General features: G+C 54.1%; 15 protein-coding genes and 4 pseudogenes. 16 read left to right on the top strand and 3 right to left on the bottom strand.

Annotated elements, in window-relative coordinates; genetic code table 11:
• The 12 genes and pseudogenes from rclA to AC1VYI_RS05300 all read left to right on the top strand — a co-directional run.
• Entirely contained in the window at positions 1-1326 is a 1326-nt protein-coding gene (gene rclA / locus AC1VYI_RS05355; protein ID WP_007896426.1) for a reactive chlorine resistance oxidoreductase RclA, read from the top strand.
• A 177-nt stretch (positions 1327-1503) separates the two neighbouring features.
• Complete coding sequence (locus AC1VYI_RS05350; RefSeq protein WP_000179213.1) at positions 1504-1779, top strand: IS1-like element transposase; 276 nt, start codon at positions 1504-1506, stop codon at positions 1777-1779.
• Positions 1698-2199, top strand: a pseudogene (locus AC1VYI_RS05345) (IS1 family transposase). The gene AC1VYI_RS05350 and the pseudogene AC1VYI_RS05345 overlap by 82 nt, the downstream one beginning before the upstream one ends.
• A gap of 370 nt (positions 2200-2569) precedes the next feature.
• On the top strand, positions 2570-3091 hold the full coding sequence (fecI, locus tag AC1VYI_RS05340; protein ID WP_016151347.1) for an RNA polymerase sigma factor FecI: 522 nt from the start codon (positions 2570-2572) through the stop codon (positions 3089-3091).
• Entirely contained in the window at positions 3088-4041 is a 954-nt protein-coding gene (fecR, locus tag AC1VYI_RS05335) for a ferric citrate uptake sigma factor regulator FecR (RefSeq protein ID WP_023304425.1), read from the top strand. Before fecI ends, fecR begins: the two co-directional genes overlap by 4 nt.
• Before the next feature lie 86 nt (positions 4042-4127).
• Positions 4128-6452 carry a TonB-dependent Fe(3+) dicitrate receptor FecA gene (gene fecA / locus AC1VYI_RS05330; RefSeq protein ID WP_022652364.1) on the top strand — a complete coding sequence of 775 codons (2325 nt, stop codon included), beginning with the start codon at positions 4128-4130 and terminating at the stop codon, positions 6450-6452.
• 44 nt (positions 6453-6496) lie between these two features.
• Positions 6497-7399, top strand: coding sequence for a Fe(3+) dicitrate ABC transporter substrate-binding protein FecB (gene fecB, locus AC1VYI_RS05325; RefSeq protein ID WP_007898890.1), 903 nt, complete (start codon positions 6497-6499; stop codon positions 7397-7399).
• Entirely contained in the window at positions 7396-8394 is a 999-nt protein-coding gene (fecC, locus tag AC1VYI_RS05320) for an iron-dicitrate ABC transporter permease FecC (RefSeq protein ID WP_004118243.1), read from the top strand. The genes fecB and fecC overlap by 4 nt, the downstream gene beginning before the upstream one ends.
• Complete coding sequence (fecD, locus tag AC1VYI_RS05315) at positions 8391-9347, top strand: Fe(3+) dicitrate ABC transporter permease subunit FecD (RefSeq protein WP_004118246.1); 957 nt, start codon at positions 8391-8393, stop codon at positions 9345-9347. The genes fecC and fecD overlap by 4 nt, the downstream gene beginning before the upstream one ends.
• Positions 9348-10115, top strand: a complete 768-nt coding sequence (gene fecE / locus AC1VYI_RS05310) for a Fe(3+) dicitrate ABC transporter ATP-binding protein FecE (protein ID WP_004152282.1) — start codon at positions 9348-9350, stop codon at positions 10113-10115.
• A gap of 53 nt (positions 10116-10168) precedes the next feature.
• The gene (gene tnpB, locus AC1VYI_RS05305; RefSeq protein ID WP_028018554.1) at positions 10169-10507 is read left to right on the top strand and encodes an IS66 family insertion sequence element accessory protein TnpB; all 339 of its coding nucleotides are present in this window, start codon (positions 10169-10171) and stop codon (positions 10505-10507) included.
• A gap of 49 nt (positions 10508-10556) precedes the next feature.
• A pseudogene (locus AC1VYI_RS05300) lies at positions 10557-10815 on the top strand (IS66 family transposase); the annotation flags it as partial.
• Positions 10816-10837: 22 nt separating this feature from the next.
• On the opposite strand, the gene AC1VYI_RS05295 reads toward AC1VYI_RS05300, so the two are convergent.
• Positions 10838-11116, bottom strand: a complete 279-nt coding sequence (locus AC1VYI_RS05295) for an EAL domain-containing protein (protein WP_007898884.1) — start codon at positions 11114-11116, stop codon at positions 10838-10840.
• 261 nt (positions 11117-11377) lie between these two features.
• Positions 11378-12382 (bottom strand): IS110-like element IS4321 family transposase, encoded by a 1005-nt coding sequence (locus AC1VYI_RS05290; protein WP_482878183.1) that lies wholly within the window; start codon positions 12380-12382, stop codon positions 11378-11380.
• 407 nt (positions 12383-12789) lie between these two features.
• Between AC1VYI_RS05290 and lacI the strand changes: the two genes are divergently transcribed.
• The 4 genes and pseudogenes from lacI to AC1VYI_RS05270 all read left to right on the top strand — a co-directional run.
• On the top strand, positions 12790-13872 hold the full coding sequence (gene lacI / locus AC1VYI_RS05285; protein WP_007851507.1) for a DNA-binding transcriptional repressor LacI: 1083 nt from the start codon (positions 12790-12792) through the stop codon (positions 13870-13872).
• 121 nt (positions 13873-13993) lie between these two features.
• Complete coding sequence (gene lacZ / locus AC1VYI_RS05280) at positions 13994-17068, top strand: beta-galactosidase (RefSeq protein ID WP_007894989.1); 3075 nt, start codon at positions 13994-13996, stop codon at positions 17066-17068.
• Positions 17069-17119: 51 nt separating this feature from the next.
• Complete coding sequence (gene lacY / locus AC1VYI_RS05275; RefSeq protein ID WP_003846917.1) at positions 17120-18373, top strand: lactose permease; 1254 nt, start codon at positions 17120-17122, stop codon at positions 18371-18373.
• Between the two features lie 65 nt (positions 18374-18438).
• Positions 18439-18579: pseudogene (locus AC1VYI_RS05270) on the top strand (maltose acetyltransferase domain-containing protein); the annotation flags it as partial.
• Between the two features lie 14 nt (positions 18580-18593).
• On the opposite strand, the pseudogene AC1VYI_RS05265 reads toward AC1VYI_RS05270, so the two are convergent.
• Positions 18594-18969 (bottom strand): annotated as a pseudogene (locus tag AC1VYI_RS05265) (IS1 family transposase).
• Between the last annotated feature and the right edge of the window lie 32 nt (positions 18970-19001).

Raw genomic sequence — 19001 nt, 5'->3', positions numbered from 1 at the left:
ATGAATAAATATCAGGCAGTTATTATTGGTTTTGGCAAGGCTGGAAAAACATTAGCCGTCACGCTGGCAAAAGCAGGTTGGCGTGTGGCTCTCATCGAACAATCAAATGCAATGTATGGCGGGACCTGTATTAATATCGGCTGTATCCCAACCAAAACATTGGTTCATGACGCACAGCAGCACACAGATTTTGTCCGTGCCATACAGCGTAAAAATGAAGTGGTTAATTTTTTACGTAATAAGAATTTTCATAATCTTGCGGATATGCCCAATATCGACGTGATCGACGGCCAGGCGGAGTTTATCAATAATCATAGCCTGCGTGTTCATCGGCCTGAGGGAAATTTGGAGATTCATGGCGAGAAAATTTTTATTAATACCGGTGCACAAGCCGTGGTTCCGCCAATTCCTGGAATTACCACCACGCCTGGTGTATATGACAGCACCGGATTACTTAATCTAAAAGAATTGCCTGGGCATTTAGGTATTTTGGGCGGCGGATATATTGGCGTTGAGTTCGCCTCTATGTTCGCTAATTTTGGCAGCAAAGTAACCATTTTAGAGGCAGCTTCGCTGTTTTTGCCTCGGGAAGATCGGGATATTGCTGATAATATCGCGACGATTTTACGCGATCAGGGCGTCGATATTATCCTCAATGCCCATGTGGAGCGAATCAGTCACCATGAAAATCAAGTGCAAGTGCATAGCGAGCACGCCCAACTGGCGGTGGATGCACTGTTAATAGCTTCCGGTCGTCAACCGGCTACCGCTTCGTTACATCCAGAAAATGCCGGTATCGCAGTAAACGAGCGCGGGGCAATTGTCGTTGACAAGCGATTACATACCACCGCAGACAATATTTGGGCGATGGGAGATGTTACCGGCGGGCTGCAATTTACTTACATATCACTGGATGATTACCGCATTGTACGTGATGAGTTACTGGGTGAAGGCAAACGTAGTACTGATGATCGGAAAAATGTGCCTTATTCCGTATTTATGACACCGCCCCTGTCCAGGGTTGGTATGACAGAAGAACAAGCCAGAGAGAGTGGTGCTGATATTCAGGTGGTGACATTGCCTGTAGCTGCAATTCCGCGCGCCAGAGTGATGAACGATACCCGTGGGGTATTAAAAGCGATTGTTGATAATAAAACCCAACGTATATTAGGAGCATCACTGCTGTGTATTGACTCCCACGAGATGATCAATATAGTGAAAATGGTGATGGATGCCGGGCTGCCTTATAGCATATTACGCGATCAGATATTTACTCATCCGTCGATGAGCGAATCACTCAATGATCTATTTTCATTAGTCAAATAAACTCAAAATCAGACGCCAGAACAAATATTCTGGCGTCTCAGAGAAAAGAATCTTATTAATTCTCTGTTACTCTATAACTTCTTAATCACTTCATTGATGGTATTTTATATGTTTAAAAAATCGGTGATGCTGCCAACTTAATGATTTAGTGTATGATGGTGTTTTTGAGGTGCTCCAGTGGCTTCTGTTTCTATCAGCTGTCCCTCCTGTTCAGCTACTGACGGGGTGGTGCGTAACGGCAAAAGCACCGCCGGACATCAGCGCTATCTCTGCTCTCACTGCCGTAAAACATGGCAACTGCAGTTCACTTACACCGCTTCTCAACCCGGTACGCACCAGAAAATCATTGATATGGCCATGAATGGCGTTGGATGCCGGGCAACCGCCCGCATTATGGGCGTTGGCCTCAACACGATTTTACGTCACTTAAAAAACTCAGGCCGCAGTCGGTAACCTCGCGCATACAGCCGGGCAGTGACGTCATCGTCTGCGCGGAAATGGACGAACAGTGGGGATACGTCGGGGCTAAATCGCGCCAGCGCTGGCTGTTTTACGCGTATGACAGGCTCCGGAAGACGGTTTGCGCACGTATTCGGTGAACGCACTATGGCGACGCTGGGGCGTCTTATGAGCCTGCTGTCACCCTTTGACGTGGTGATATGGATGACGGATGGCTGGCCGCTGTATGAATCCCGCCTGAAGGGAAAGCTGCACGTAATCAGCAAGCGATATACGCAGCGAATTGAGCGGCATAACCTGAATCTGAGGCAGCACCTGGCACGGCTGGGACGGAAGTCGCTGTCGCTCACAAAATCGGTGGAGCTGCATGACAAAGTCATCGGGCATTATCTGAACATAAAACACTATCAATAATTTTGAGTCATTACCCAGTTAGCAATAACCCCCGCTTGCGGGGGCCATACCCACCAGGAGCAAACGCAGAAAGCCCGAGATACTTCTGCTGTACCGGGGGCTGGCGACATTTCAGGCAACACTCATAGTTGACATCCTCCCCGCCCTAAAGGGCGGGGAGGATGTCAATAATAGCAGACCACATCATGATGTCATTCTGACCGACAGATGCCAGAAGCAGAGGATCCATCCCATTTTATACCTACCTTATAACACTTAGAAAAACAACATGTTAAAAATGTTTATTGGAAACAATTTTATTTCCAATTGTAATGATAACCATTCTCATATTAATATGGCTACGTGATAATTAACTTTTGATGCACTCCGCATGTCTGACCGTGCCACTTCCACAGCTTCCTTAACGTTCGAGTCGCTTTATGGCACCCATCACGGCTGGTTGAAAAGTTGGCTGACGCGCAAACTCCAGTCTGCCTTTGATGCAGATGACATTGCCCAGGACACTTTTTTGCGGGTAATGAGCAGCGAAACGCTCTCGACGATCCGCGATCCTCGCTCTTTCCTGTGCACTATCGCCAAACGCGTGATGGTGGACCTGTTTCGCCGAAACGCGCTGGAAAAAGCGTATCTGGAGATGCTGGCGCTTATGCCGGAGGGGGTAGCGCCTTCACCTGAGGAACGCGAAAGCCAGCTCGAGACCCTACAACTCGTCGACAGCATGCTGGACGGGCTAAACGGAAAAACACGTGAAGCGTTTCTGCTTTCGCAACTGGATGGCCTGACATACAGCGAGATTGCGCACAAACTCGGTGTTTCCGTCAGCTCCGTGAAAAAATACGTGGCGAAAGCCGTCGAGCACTGCCTGCTGTTTCGTCTGGAGCATGGGTTATGAATCCTTCGTTAACCGATTCCCGCCGTCAGGCGCTGCGTTCAGCTTCCCACTGGTATGCCGTGCTAAGCGGCGAGCGCGTCAGCCCACAACAGGAAGCGCGCTGGCAACAGTGGTATGAACAGGATCAGGATAACCAGTGGGCCTGGCAGCAGGTTGAAAACCTGCGCAACCAGCTTGGCGGTGTGCCTGGCGACGTTGCCAGCCGGGCGCTGCACGATACCCGCCTCACCCGCCGTCACGTGATGAAAGGATTACTGCTGTTGCTCGGCGCTGGCGGAGGCTGGCAACTCTGGCAGTCGGAAACCGGCGAAGGTCTGCGGGCAGATTACCGCACCGCCAAAGGCGCAGTCAGCCGTCAGCAACTGGAAGATGACTCCCTGCTCACGCTGAATACCCAAAGCGCGGCGGATGTGCGTTTTGATGCGCATCAGCGCACCGTCCGGCTCTGGTACGGTGAAATCGCCATTACTACCGCGAAAGATGCGCAGCAACGCCCCTTCCGCGTCCTGACCCGTCAGGGCCAACTCACCGCTTTAGGGACAGAATTTACCGTCCGCCAGCAGGATAATTTCACGCAGCTTGACGTGCAGCAGCACGCCGTGGAAGTGCTTCTCGCCAGTGCCCCCGCGCAAAAACGCATCGTGAACGCTGGTGAAAGCCTGCAGTTCAGCGCCTCTGAGTTTGGCGCAGTGAAACCGCTGGATGACGAGAGTACAAGCTGGACGAAGGGCATCCTGAGCTTCAGCGATAAACCGCTGGGTGAGGTGATAGCCACGCTAAGCCGTTACCGCAACGGCGTGCTGCGCTGCGATCCCGCCGTTGCCGGGCTGCGCCTGAGCGGGACGTTCCCGCTGAAAAATACCGATGCGATCCTGAACGTTATCGCTCAAACGCTTCCCGTTAAAATTCAGTCTATTACGCGGTACTGGATAAACATTTCACCGCTGTAAGAAAAATAATTCTCATTTCGATTGTCCTTTTTACCCTTCTCGTTCGACTCATAGCTGAACACAACAAAAATGATGATGGAGAAGGTATGACGCCGTTACGCGTTTTTCGTAAAACAACACCTTTGGTTAACGCCATTCGCCTGAGCCTGCTGCCGCTGGCCGGTCTCTCGTTTTCCGCTTTTGCTGCACAGGTTGATATCGCACCGGGATCGCTCGACAAAGCGCTCAATCAGTATGCCGCACACAGCGGAATTACCCTCTCGGTTGACGCCAGCCTGACGCGCGGCAAGCAGAGCAACGGCCTGCACGGAGATTACGACGTCGAGAGCGGCCTGCAACAACTGCTGGACGGCAGCGGACTGCAGGTAAAACCGCTGAGAAATAACAGCTGGACGCTGGAGACCGCGCCCGCGCCAAAAGAAGATGCCCTGACCGTGGTCGGCGACTGGCTGGGCGATGCGCGTGAAAACGACGTATTTGAACATGCTGGCGCGCGTGACGTGATCCGCCGTGAGGATTTCGCCAAAACCGGCGCAACCACCATGCGTGAGGTGCTTAACCGCATCCCTGGCGTCAGCGCGCCGGAAAACAACGGCACCGGCAGCCACGACCTGGCGATGAACTTTGGCATCCGGGGCCTGAACCCACGCCTCGCCAGCCGCTCGACCGTCCTGATGGACGGCATCCCCGTCCCCTTTGCCCCTTACGGTCAGCCGCAGCTTTCACTGGCTCCCGTTTCGCTCGGCAACATGGATGCCATTGACGTGGTGCGCGGTGGTGGTGCGGTGCGTTACGGACCGCAGAGCGTGGGCGGCGTGGTGAACTTTGTTACCCGCGCCATTCCGCAGGACTTTGGTATCGAGGCGGGGGTGGAAGGTCAGCTCAGCCCAACCTCTTCACAAAACAACCCGAAAGAGACGCACAACCTGATGGTGGGCGGCACAGCGGACAACGGTTTTGGCACCGCGCTGCTCTACTCCGGCACGCGCGGCAGTGACTGGCGCGAGCACAGCGCCACCCGCATCGACGACCTGATGCTGAAAAGCAAATATGCGCCGAATGAGGTGCACACCTTCAACAGCCTGCTGCAATATTACGATGGTGAAGCCGACATGCCCGGCGGCCTGTCCCGCGCGGATTACGACGCCGATCGCTGGCAATCCACCCGCCCGTATGACCGCTTCTGGGGCCGTCGCAAGCTGGCGAGCCTGGGCTACCAGTTCCAGCCGGACAGCCAGCATAAATTCAACATTCAGGGGTTCTACACCCAAACCCTGCGCAGCGGCTACCTGGAGCAAGGCAAACGCATCACCCTCTCGCCGCGTATCTACTGGGTGCGCGGTATTGAGCCACGCTACAGCCAGAGCTTTATGATCGGCCCTTCCGCGCACGAAGTGGGCGTGGGCTATCGCTATGTGAATGAATCAACGCATGAAATGCGTTACTACACCGCCACCAGCAGCGGGCAGTTGCCGTCCGGCTCAAGCCCTTACGACCGCGACACGCGTTCCGGCACCGAGGCGCACGCCTGGTATCTGGATGACAAAATCGACATCGGCAACTGGACCATCACGCCGGGTATGCGTTTCGAACATATCGAGTCATACCAGAACAACGCCATCAAAGGCACGCACGAAGAGGTGAGCTATAACGCACCGCTTCCGGCGTTGAACGTGCTCTATCACCTGACTGATAGCTGGAATCTTTATGCAAACACTGAAGGCTCGTTCGGCACCGTACAGTACAGCCAGATTGGCAAGGCTGTGCAAAGCGGCAATGTGGAACCGGAAAAAGCGCGAACCTGGGAACTCGGTACCCGCTACGATGACGGCGCGCTGACGGCGGAAATGGGGCTGTTCCTGATTAACTTTAACAATCAGTACGACTCCAACCAGACCAACGACACCGTCACTGCACGTGGCAAAACGCGCCATACCGGGCTGGAAACGCAGGCACGTTACGACCTGGGTACGCTAACGCCAACGCTTGATAACGTTTCCGTCTACGCCAGCTATGCGTATGTGAACGCGGAAATCCGCGAGAAAGGCGACACCTATGGCAATCAGGTGCCATTCTCCCCGAAACATAAAGGCACGCTGGGCGTGGACTACAAGCCGGGCAACTGGACGTTCAATCTGAACAGCGATTTCCAGTCCAGCCAGTTTGCGGATAACGCCAATACGGTGAAAGAGAGCGCCGACGGCAGTACCGGCCGCATTCCCGGCTTCATGCTCTGGGGCGCACGCGTGGCGTATGACTTTGGCCCGCAGATGGCAGATCTGAACCTGGCGTTCGGTGTGAAAAACATCTTCGACCAGGACTACTTCATCCGCTCTTATGACGACAACAACAAAGGCATCTACGCAGGCCAGCCGCGCACGCTGTATATGCAGGGGTCGTTGAAGTTCTGATGTGTTAACGCCCGGCTTGCCGGGCTTTTAGCTGGAATGTGACTATGTTGGCATTTATCCGTTTTCTTTTTGCAGGCCTGCTGCTGGTGATCGGCCACGCCTTTGCCGCCACGGTTCAGGACGAACACGGCACGTTTACACTCGATAAAACGCCACAACGGATTGTGGTGCTGGAACTCTCGTTCGCCGATGCGCTGGCCGCCGTGGACGTCAGCCCGATCGGTATTGCCGACGATAACGATGCAAAACGCATCCTGCCCGAAGTGCGTGCGCACCTGAAACCGTGGCAGTCCGTCGGAACGCGCGCGCAGCCGAGCCTGGAAGCCATTGCTGCCCTGAAACCAGACCTGATCATTGCCGACAGCAGTCGCCATGCGGGGATTTACACTGCCTTGCAGCAAATCGCGCCGGTACTGCTGCTTAAGTCCCGCAACGAAACCTACGCTGAAAATTTGCACTCAGCGGCTATCATCGGCGAAGTGGTAGGTAAAAAACGAGAGATGCAGGCGCGTCTGGAACAACATAAAGAGAAGATGGCGCAGTGGTCCAGCCAGCTTCCCACAGGGACACGCGTGGCCTTTGGCACATCACGCGAACAGCTATTCAACCTGCATACCCAGGAGACCTGGACCGGCAGCGTGCTGGCTTCTCTGGGGCTGAACGTTCCCGCTGCGATGGCGGGCGCGTCCATGCCGTCCATCGGCCTGGAGCAACTGCTGGCGGTCAATCCTGCCTGGCTGCTGGTTGCCCACTATCGCGAAGAGAGCATTGTTAAACGCTGGCAACAAGATCCGCTCTGGCAGATATTAACCGCCGCGCAGAAGCAGCAGGTTGCTTCAGTCGACAGTAACGCCTGGGCGCGGATGCGCGGTATTTTTGCCGCAGAGCGTATTGCCGCTGACACGGTAAAAATCTTCCACCATCAGCCGCTTACCGATGTGAAATGACCGCGCTAAAACACCCGGTGCTGCTGTGGGGGCTTCCCGTTGCAGTACTTATTATTATTTTCTGGCTGAGTCTGTTTTGCTACTCGGCCATTCCTGTTTCCGGAGCAGACGCAATCCGCGCCCTGCTGCCTGGACACACGCCAACGCTACCAGAAGCGCTGGTGCAAAACCTTCGTTTGCCGCGAAGCCTGGTCGCCGTTCTGATCGGCGCAAGCCTGGCGCTCGCGGGCACGCTGCTGCAAACCCTGACCCACAACCCAATGGCCTCTCCTTCACTGCTCGGCATTAACAGCGGCGCGGCGCTGGCTATGGCGCTTACCAGCGCGCTGAGTCCGACGCCGGTTGCAGGCTATTCCCTGTCGTTCATCGCGGCATGCGGGGGCGGCGTGAGCTGGCTGCTGGTCATGACCGCAGGAGGCGGGTTTCGTCATACCCAGGACAGAAACAAACTGATCCTCGCGGGTATCGCGCTGTCGGCCTTTTGTATGGCCCTGACCCGCATCACCCTGCTGCTGGCCGAAGATCATGCTTACGGCATCTTTTACTGGCTGGCAGGCGGAGTGTCCCACGCCCACTGGCAGGATGTCTGGCAGCTCTTGCCGGTGGTGGTCACTGCAGTCCCTGTCGTGTTGCTGCTGGCGAATCAACTGAACCTGCTCAACGTCAGCGACAGTACCGCCCATACGCTGGGAGTGAACCTGCCGAGACTACGTTTGATCATCAATATGTTAGTGCTGCTTCTGGTTGGCGCGTGCGTCAGTGTGGCAGGTCCGGTGGCGTTTATCGGCCTGCTGGTGCCACATCTGGCGCGCTTCTGGGCAGGCTTCGATCAGCGCAACGTACTGCCGGTGAGCATGCTGCTGGGGGCCACGCTGATGCTGATGGCAGATGTACTCGCACGCGCGCTGGCCTTCCCCGGCGATCTGCCCGCAGGCGCAGTGCTGGCGCTGATTGGCAGTCCTTGCTTTGTCTGGCTGGTGAGGAGGCGAGGATGAAAATTGCGCTGGTCATTTTCATCACCCTTGCCCTGGCAGGTTGTGCGCTGTTATCACTCCATATGGGGGTGATCCCCGTGCCGTGGCGCGCGCTGCTGACCGACTGGCAGGACGGACGCGAGCATTATTATGTATTGATGGAGTACCGACTGCCGCGCTTGCTGCTGGCACTGTTTGTCGGTGCAGCCCTCGCCGTGGCGGGCGTGCTGGTACAGGGGATTGTGCGTAACCCGCTAGCATCACCGGATATTCTCGGCATTAACCATGCCGCCAGCCTTGCCTCTGTGGGAGCACTGCTTCTTATGCCATCACTATCCGTGATGGTGCTGCCGCTGCTGGCCTTTGCGGGCGGTATGGCGGGGTTGATCTTGCTGAAGATGCTGGCAAAGACCCACCAGCCGATGAAGCTGGCGCTCACCGGCGTGGCGCTTTCCGCCTGCTGGGCGAGCCTGACGGATTACCTGATGCTCCTGCACCCGCAGGATGTAAACAGTGCCCTGCTGTGGCTGACGGGTAGCTTATGGGGGCGCGACTGGCACTTTGTGAAGATTGCCGTGCCGTTGCTCATTCTGTTTTTGCCGCTGAGCCTGCGCTTTTGTCGCGATCTCGACCTGCTGGCGCTGGGCGATGCACGAGCAGCCACGCTCGGCGTGTCGGTTCAGCGCACCCGGTTCCAGGGGCTGATGCTGGCTGTCGCGATGACAGCAACCGGCGTGGCCGTCTGTGGCCCGATAAGTTTTATTGGTCTCGTCGTGCCGCACATGGTGCGCAGGATCGCCGGCGGGCGTCACCGCTGGCTGATGCCCGTTTCGGCCCTGACGGGCGCGTTGTTGCTGGTCATTGCCGATCTGCTGGCACGAATCATTCATCCGCCGCTGGAGCTTCCGGCAGGCGTGCTGACCGCCATTATCGGCGCACCGTGGTTTGTCTGGCTGCTTGTGAGAATGCGATAAATGAGATTACGTACTGAAAATCTGACCGTCAGCTATGGCGCACAAACCGTGCTGGATGGACTTTCTCTCGCCCTGCCTGCCGGAAAAATCACGGCCCTGCTCGGCCCTAACGGTTGCGGGAAATCGACGCTGTTGAACTGTTTTTCTCGCCTGTTAACACCAGACTCTGGCGAGATATTGCTTGATGAAAAACCCATAGCCGGTTTTTCCGCCCGCCAGCTGGCTCGCCGCCTGGCTTTACTGCCGCAACACCATTTATCCCCCGAGGGGATCACTGTACGGGAACTGGTTTCCTACGGCCGCAGCCCGTGGCTGTCGTTGTGGGGGCGACTCTCCGCGGAAGACAACGAGCGGGTCAACGTGGCAATGAGTCAGACCCGGACGCGCAATCTGGCTGACCGCAGGTTAACCCAGCTTTCCGGCGGCCAGCGCCAGCGTGCGTTTCTGGCGATGGTGCTGGCACAGGATACCCCACTCATTCTTCTTGATGAGCCTACGACCTACCTCGATATCAATCATCAGGTTGAACTGATGCGCCTGATGGTTGAACTCAAAAGGCAGGGGAAAACCGTAGTGACGGTACTCCACGATCTGAATCAGGCCAGCCGCTATTGCGATCATCTGGTGGTACTGGCAAGCGGTCGCGTGATGGCGCAAGGTGCTCCGGAAGCAGTGATGAAACCAGAGCTTCTAAAGACGGTGTTCAGCGTAGAAGCGGAAATCCATCCCGAACCGGTATCTGGCAGACCCATGTGTGTGGTGAAGTAGTCTGGCGAAGTCATAAGGATCATCACAGGACAGATAAAGGAAGTGATAACCACCTGCCAACAGGCACCAAAATCTGGCTGGTTGCCGGTATCACCGACATGCGCAACGGCTTCAATGGTCTCGCCGCAAAGGTGCAGACGATGCTGAAAGATGACCCGATATCCGGCCATGTCTTCATCTTCCGGGGCCGCAGCGGCAGTAAGGTCAAACTGCTGTGGTCCACCGGCGACGGGCTGTGCCTGCTGACCAAACGGCTGGAACGCGGCCGCTTCGCCTGGCCCTCTGCCCGCGATGGCAAAGTGTTCCTGACCCCGGCGCAGCTGGCAATGCTTCTGGAAGGCATCGACTGGCGGCAGCCTAAAAGACTGCTTACGTCCCTGACCATGTTGTAGGCCTCTTTATCCTGGTTGTCGTTGAATAAGCCTGGTAAAATGCGGGCTTATGAACAACACCTCCCCCTGACGACATCCTTCTGCTGAAACAGCGCCTGTCCGAACAGGAAGCGCTGAACCGCGCCCTGCTGGAAAAGCAGGCCGACCGGGAGCGCGAAATAGACCATCTGCAGGCGCAGCTGGATAAGATTCGCCGGATGAACTTCGGCAGTCGTTCTGAATAAATCTCCCGCCGCATCGCGCAGATAGAAGCCGACCTGAACCGGCTTCAGACAGAAAGCGATACGCTGACGGGTCGGGTTGCCGATACGGGCCGGGCCCCGTATCGTTTTAACCCTGAATATTCATCGCAGATATTGTTTCGGGTTTTCCGGTATACCAGCCCTGAACTAGGTAACCGGGGCCAAGAGAACGGACGAATTCAAACTGTCCTGGCGTTTCCACCCCTTCAAACACCAGTGGTTTGCCAGTACCACGTAACCCTTTCACCACAGAAACAAGTAGCGCTCGCTTCACCGGGTCATCAATATTGGCAATAAAAATACGGTCTATTTTTATCTCATCGAAATCCAGTACCGTCAGCCATTCAATATGGGGGCCGCTTGGCAAACGGAATCTATGGTCACTCCCGTTTTTGCAACACCGATTTTGACGACAAGTTGGCTTGCTTGAATCTATCCGGCGTCTGAATGGGATTTTATTCCCGCGCCTTGATGAGTTCCGCGCCTGATGAACCTCCAGAAAATATACGGCTTCAATGAGCCTTTCCGTTTTACAGGTTCCTCAACAGGCCGGTGGGCCGTTAGTATCATCAATATCAGTATTCGCAAAACCAGATCAGTAATTCTTTAAACCGGTGTATTTCTGCCGTTATGCTACATAAGTTTGCTGTCGTGCCGTTAGGGCCCAGGCTATTCTGGCCAGCTTGTTTGCCAGAGCACAAGTGACGACAAAGTTGCTTTTCCGGCACAGTAAATCCCTGACCCAATCGGCCAATTTGCCAGACTGGTGTTCCAGTTTTTGTATGAATACCCTGGCACATTGAACCAAAAAAGTTCGGATCTTTTTATTACCTCGCTTACTAATTCCCAGCAATGTCGTCCTACCTCCCGTGCTGTACTGCCGAGGTACAAGCCCTGTTGCCGCCGCAAAGTCACGGCTGCTGGCGTACTGCTTCCCGTCGCCAATCTCAGTTGAAATAGTACTCGCTGTCAGTGTTCCGACGCAGGGAATGCTCAGCAAGCGCTGTCCAACCTCATCTTCGTCCAACTTTCGTTTCAACTGGGATTCCAAATCTTTAATCTGCTCAACAAGATAGTGATAATGCTGTTGTAATTTCAGCAATAACTGGCTGAGGTAAAGAGGCAAACTATTATCCTCAAGAATGGTACTCAGTCGGCTAATAACGGCAGCTCCTCGGGGAACGCTAATGCCAAATTCCAGCAGAAAAGCATGCATTTGATTGGTTGTTTTTACCTTATCCTGAACCAGGGATTCACGGACACGATGCAGAGCCCGCATTGCCTGCTGAGATTCCGTTCTGGGCTGCACAAAACGCATAGACGGACGCGATGCAGCTTCACAAATAGCTTCGGCGTCGACAAAGTCGTTTTTATTGCTTTTAACGAACGGGCGGACAAATTGTGGTGATATCAGCTTTGGGGAATGCCCCAACTCTTCCAACTTGCGTGCCATAAAGTGAGAACCGCCACAGGCTTCCATTGCGATGGTTGTAGCGGGGCATGTCGCCAAAAATTCGATCAACTTTGGCCGGGTAAATTTTTTACGGTAAACAGCCTTCCCGCGACGATCCTGGCAATGAATATGGAAAGAGTTTTTACCCAGATCGATACCAATGAGCGCAATGTTTTCCATGATAGTTCTCCGAATGAAAGCCTGTCCTCAGCATAGTACCGGGAAGGAGGGAGTGACCATCTCATTAAATATCCTACGTTAAGCCTGTTTCTTTAGCTGGCATTACAAAAAGCGAGCGTCTGCATGGTACAGACAGACACCCGAATACGATAAAAATGAGACGAAAAAAACGGTAATGCTGTCAACCTGTTGATGACTATTTTAATCTGTAGTCATTCAATCCTTGTAACATCAGGATGATCCTGGTGTCAGTGAAAATACGAAATCAACACGTTGGTATCATTACCCACCTGTGAACTGACGTCGGCATTTTGAATCTCACTTCGGCGTGCCCCCTCCGAATGGCGCAAAACATTTCGTGGTATGGCATGATAGCACCCGAAGAGAGTCAATTCAGGGTGGTAAATGTGAAACCAGTAACGCTATACGATGTCGCAGAGTATGCCGGTGTCTCTTATCAGACCGTTTCCCGCGTGGTGAACCAGGCCAGCCACGTCTCTGCGAAAACGCGGGAAAAGGTGGAAGCGGCGATGGCGCAGCTGAACTACATTCCCAACCGCGTGGCACAACAACTGGCGGGGAAACAGTCGTTGCTGATTGGCGTTGCTACCTCCAGTCTGGCCCTGCACGCGCCGTCGCAAATTGTCGCGGCGATTAAATCTCGCGCCGATCAACTGGGTGCCAGCGTGGTGGTGTCGATGGTAGAACGAAGCGGCGTCGAAGCCTGTAAAGCGGCGGTGCACAATCTTCTCGCGCAACGCGTCAGTGGGCTGATCATTAACTATCCGCTGGATGACCAGGATGCCATTGCTGTGGAAGCTGCCTGCGCTAATGTTCCGGCGTTATTTCTTGATGTCTCTGACCAGACTCCCATCAACAGTATTATTTTCTCCCATGAAGACGGTACGCGACTGGGCGTGGAGCATCTGGTCGCATTGGGTCACCAGCAAATCGCGCTGTTAGCGGGCCCATTAAGTTCTGTCTCGGCGCGTCTGCGTCTGGCGGGCTGGCATAAATATCTCACTCGCAATCAAATTCATCCGATAGCGGAACGGGAAGGCGACTGGAGTGCCATGTCCGGTTTTCAACAAACCATGCAAATGCTAAATGAGGGCATCGTTCCCACTGCGATGCTGGTTGCCAACGATCAGATGGCGCTGGGCGCAATGCGCGCCATTACCGAGTCCGGGTTGCGCGTTGGTGCGGATATCTCGGTAGTGGGATACGACGATACCGAAGACAGCTCGTGTTATATCCCGCCGTTAACCACCATCAAACAGGATTTTCGCCTGCTGGGGCAAACCAGCGTGGACCGCTTGCTGAAACTCTCTCAGGGCCAGGCGGTGAAGAGCAATCAGCTGTTGCCCGTCTCACTGGTGAAAAGAAAAACCACCCTGGCGCCCAATACGCAAACCACCTCTCCCCGCACGTTGGCAGATTCCTTAATGCAGCTGGCACGACAAGTTTCCCGACTTGAAAGCGGGCAGTGAGCGCAACGCAATTAATGTGAGTCAGCTCACTCATTAGGCACCCCAGGCTTTACACTCTATGTGTCCGGCTCGTATGTTATGCGAAAATGTGAGCGGATAACAATTCACGCAGGATACAACTATGACAATGATTACGGATTCACTGGCCGTCGTATTACAACGTCGTGACTGGGAAAACCCTGGCGTTACCCAACTTAATCGCCTTGCGGCACATCCCCCTTTCGCCAGCTGGCGTAATAGCGAAGAGGCTCGCACCGATCGCCCTTCCCAAGAGTCGCGCAGCCTGAATGGTGAATGGCGCTTTGCCTGGTTTCCGGCACCAGAAGCGGTACCAGAAAGCTGGCTGGAGCGCGATCTTCCTGACGCCGATACTGTCATCGTCCCCTCAAACTGGCAGATGCACGGTTACGATGCGCCTATCTACACCAACGTGACCTATCCCATTGCGGTCAATCCGCCGTATGTTCCCACGGAGAATCCGACGGGTTGTTACTCGCTCACATTTAATGTTGATGAAAGCTGGCTACAGGAAGGCCAGACGCGAATTATTTTTGATGGTGTTAACTCGGCGTTTCATTTGTGGTGCAACGGGCGCTGGGTCGGTTACGGACAGGACAGTCGTTTGCCGTCTGAATTTGACCTGAGCGCATTTTTACACGCCGGAGAAAACCGCCTCGCGGTGATGGTGCTGCGCTGGAGTGACGGCAGTTATCTGGAAGATCAGGATATGTGGCGGATGAGCGGCATTTTCCGTGACGTCTCGTTGCTGCATAAACCGAGCACGCAAATCAGCGATTTCCATGTAGCCACTCACTTTAATGATGATTTCAGCCGCGCTGTACTGGAGGCAGACGTTCAGATGTACGGCGAGCTGCGCGATGAGCTGCGGGTGACGGTTTCTTTGTGGCAGGGTGAAACGCAGGTCGCCAGCGGCACCGCGCCTTTCGGCGGTGAAATTATCGATGAGCGTGGTGGTTATGCCGATCACGTCACCCTACGTCTGAACGTCGAAAACCCGAAACTGTGGAGCGCCGAAATCCCGAATCTCTATCGTGCGGTGGTTGAACTGCACACCGCCGACGGCACGCTGATTGAAGCAGAAGCCTGCGATGTCGGTTTCCGCGAGGTGCGGATTGAAAATGGTCTGCTGCTGCTGAACGGCAAGCCGTTGCTGATTCGCGGCGTTAACCGTCACGAGCATCATCCTCTGCATGGTCAGGTCATGGATGAGCAGACGATGGTGCAGGATATCCTGCTGATGAAGCAGAACAACTTTAACGCCGTGCGCTGTTCGCATTATCCGAACCATCCGCTGTGGTACACGCTGTGCGACCACTACGGCCTGTATGTGGTGGATGAAGCCAACATTGAAACCCACGGCATGGTGCCAATGAATCGTCTGACCGATGATCCGCGCTGGCTACCCGCGATGAGCGAACGCGTAACGCGAATGGTGCAGCGCGATCGTAATCACCCGAGTGTGATCATCTGGTCGCTGGGGAATGAATCAGGCCACGGCGCTAATCACGACGCACTCTATCGCTGGATCAAATCTGTCGATCCTTCCCGCCCGGTACAGTATGAAGGCGGCGGAGCCGACACCTTCGCAACCGATATTATTTGCCCGATGTACGCGCGCGTGGATGAAGACCAGCCCTTCCCGGCTGTGCCGAAATGGTCCATCAAAAAATGGCTTTCGTTGCCTGGAGAGACGCGCCCGCTGATCCTTTGCGAATACGCCCACGCGATGGGTAACAGTCTTGGCGGCTTCGCTAAATACTGGCAGGCGTTTCGTCAGTACCCCCGTTTACAGGGCGGCTTCGTCTGGGACTGGGTGGATCAGTCGCTGATTAAATATGATGAAAATGGCAATCCGTGGTCGGCTTACGGCGGTGATTTTGGCGATACGCCGAATGATCGCCAGTTCTGCATGAACGGTCTGGTCTTTGCAGACCGCACGCCGCATCCGGCGCTGACGGAAGCAAAACACCAGCAGCAGTTTTTCCAGTTCAGTTTATCCGGGCGAACCATCGAAGTGACCAGCGAATACCTGTTCCGTCATAGCGATAACGAGCTCCTGCACTGGATGGTGGCGCTGGATGGCAAGCCGCTGGCAAGCGGTGAAGTGCCTCTGGATGTCGCTCCACAAGGTAAACAGTTGATTGAACTGCCTGAACTACCGCAGCCGGAGAGCGCCGGACAACTCTGGCTAACGGTTCACGTAGTGCAACCGAACGCGACCACATGGTCAGCAGCCGGACACATCAGCGCCTGGCAGCAGTGGCGTCTGGCGGAAAACCTCAGCGTGACACTCCCCTCCGCGCCCCACGCCATCCCGCAACTGACCACCAGCGAAACGGATTTTTGCATCGAGCTGGATAATAAGCGTTGGCAATTTAACCGCCAGTCAGGCTTTCTTTCACAGATGTGGATTGGCGATAAAAAACAACTGCTGACGCCGCTGCGCGATCAGTTCACCCGCGCACCGCTGGATAACGACATTGGCGTAAGTGAAGCGACCCGCATTGACCCTAACGCCTGGGTCGAACGCTGGAAGGCGGCGGGCCATTACCAGGCCGAAGCAGCGTTGTTGCAGTGCACGGCAGATACGCTTGCCGACGCGGTGCTGATTACCACGGTCCACGCGTGGCAGCATCAGGGGAAAACCTTATTTATCAGCCGGAAAACCTACCGGATTGATGGAAGTGGTCAAATGGCGATTACCGTTGATGTTGAAGTGGCGAGCAATACGCCACATCCGGCGCGGATTGGCCTGACCTGCCAGCTGGCGCAGGTAGCAGAGCGGGTAAACTGGCTCGGATTAGGGCCGCAAGAAAACTATCCCGACCGCCTTACTGCGGCCTGTTTTGACCGCTGGGATCTGCCATTGTCAGACATGTATACCCCGTACGTCTTCCCGAGCGAAAACGGTCTGCGCTGCGGGACGCGCGAATTGAATTATGGCCCACACCAGTGGCGCGGCGACTTCCAGTTCAACATCAGCCGCTACAGTCAACAGCAACTGATGGAAACCAGCCATCGCCATCTGCTGCACGCGGAAGAAGGCACATGGCTGAATATCGACGGTTTCCATATGGGGATTGGTGGCGACGACTCCTGGAGCCCGTCAGTGTCGGCGGAATTCCACCTTAGCGCCGGTAGCTACCATTACCAGTTGCTCTGGTGTCAAAAATAATAATAACCGGGCAGGCCATGTCTGCCCGTATTTCGCGTAAGGAAATCCATTATGTACTATTTAAAAAACACAAACTTTTGGATGTTCGGTTTATTCTTTTTCTTTTACTTTTTTATCATGGGAGCCTACTTCCCGTTTTTCCCGATTTGGCTACATGACATCAACCATATCAGCAAAAGTGATACGGGTATTATTTTTGCCGCTATTTCTCTGTTCTCGCTATTATTCCAACCGCTGTTTGGTCTGCTTTCTGACAAACTCGGGCTGCGCAAATACCTGCTGTGGATTATTACCGGCATGTTAGTGATGTTTGCGCCGTTCTTTATTTTTATCTTCGGGCCACTGTTACAATACAACATTTTAGTAGGATCGATTGTTGGTGGTATTTATCTAGGCTTTTGTTTTAACGCCGGTGCGCCAGCAGTAGAGGCATTTATCGAGAAAGTCAGCCGTCGCAGTAATTTCGAATATGGTCGCGCGCGGATGTTTGGCTGTGTTGGCTGGGCGCTGTGTGCCTCGATTGTCGGCATCATGTTCACCATCAATAATCAGTTTGTTTTCTGGCTGGGTTCTGGCTGTGCATTCATCCTCGCCGTTTTACTCTTTTTCGCCAAAACGGATGCGCCCTCTTCTGCCACGGTTGCCAATGCGGTAGGTGCCAACCATTCGGCATTTAGCCTTAAGCTGGCGCTGGAACTGTTCAGACAGCCAAAACTGTGGTTTTTGTCACTGTATGTTATTGGCGTTTCCTGCACCTACGATGTTTTTGACCAACAGTTTGCTAATTTCTTTACTTCGTTCTTTGCTACCGGTGAACAGGGTACGCGGGTATTTGGCTACGTAACGACAATGGGCGAATTACTTAACGCCTCGATTATGTTTTTTGCGCCACTGATCATTAATCGCATCGGTGGGAAAAACGCCCTGCTGCTGGCTGGCACTATTATGTCAGTACGTATTATTGGCTCATCGTTCGCTACCTCAGCACTGGAAGTGGTTATTCTGAAAACGCTGCATATGTTTGAAGTACCGTTCCTGCTGGTGGGCTGCTTTAAATATATTACCAGCCAGTTTGAAGTGCGTTTTTCAGCGACGATTTATCTGGTCTGTTTCTGCTTCTTTAAGCAACTGGCGATGATTTTTATGTCTATTCTGGCGGGCAATATGTATGAAAGCATCGGTTTCCAGGGCGCTTACCTGGTGCTGGGTCTGGTGGCGCTGGGCTTCACCTTAATTTCCGTGTTCACGCTTAGCGGCCCCGGCCCACTTTCTCTGCTGCGTCGCCAGGTGAATGAAGTCGCTTAAGAAATTAATGTCGGATACGGCGCGAGCGCCTTATCCGACCAACTTATCAGGACGGAATGTTAAAAATGAACATGTCGATGACAGAAAAAATAAAAGCAGGCAAGCTATTTACCGATATGTGCGAAGGCTTACCTGAAAAAAGACTTCGTGGGAAAACATTAATGTATGAGTTCAATCACTCGCATCCATCAGAAGTTGAAAAAAGGGTAATGACTCCAACTTATTGATAGTGTTTTATGTTCAGATAATGCCCGATGACTTTGTCATGCAGCTCCACCGATTTTGTGAGCGACAGCGACTTCCGTCCCAGCCGTGCCAGGTGCTGCCTCAGATTCAGGTTATGCCGCTCAATTCGCTGCGTATATCGCTTGCTGATTACGTGCAGCTTTCCCTTCAGGCGGGATTCATACAGCGGCCAGCCATCCGTCATCCATATCACCACGTCAAAGGGTGACAGCAGGCTCATAAGACGCCCCAGCGTCGCCATAGTGCGTTCACCGAATACGTGCGCAAACCGTCTTCCGGAGCCTGTCATACGCGTAAAACAGCCAGCGCTGGCGCGATTTAGCCCCGACGTATCCCCACTGTTCGTCCATTTCCGCGCAGACGATGACGTCACTGCCCGGCT

The organism is Enterobacter sp. QK-SA4, assembly GCF_056856775.1.
Note: the sequence above shows the minus strand (reverse complement) of the source record. Positions and strands in the feature narration are given on the sequence as shown.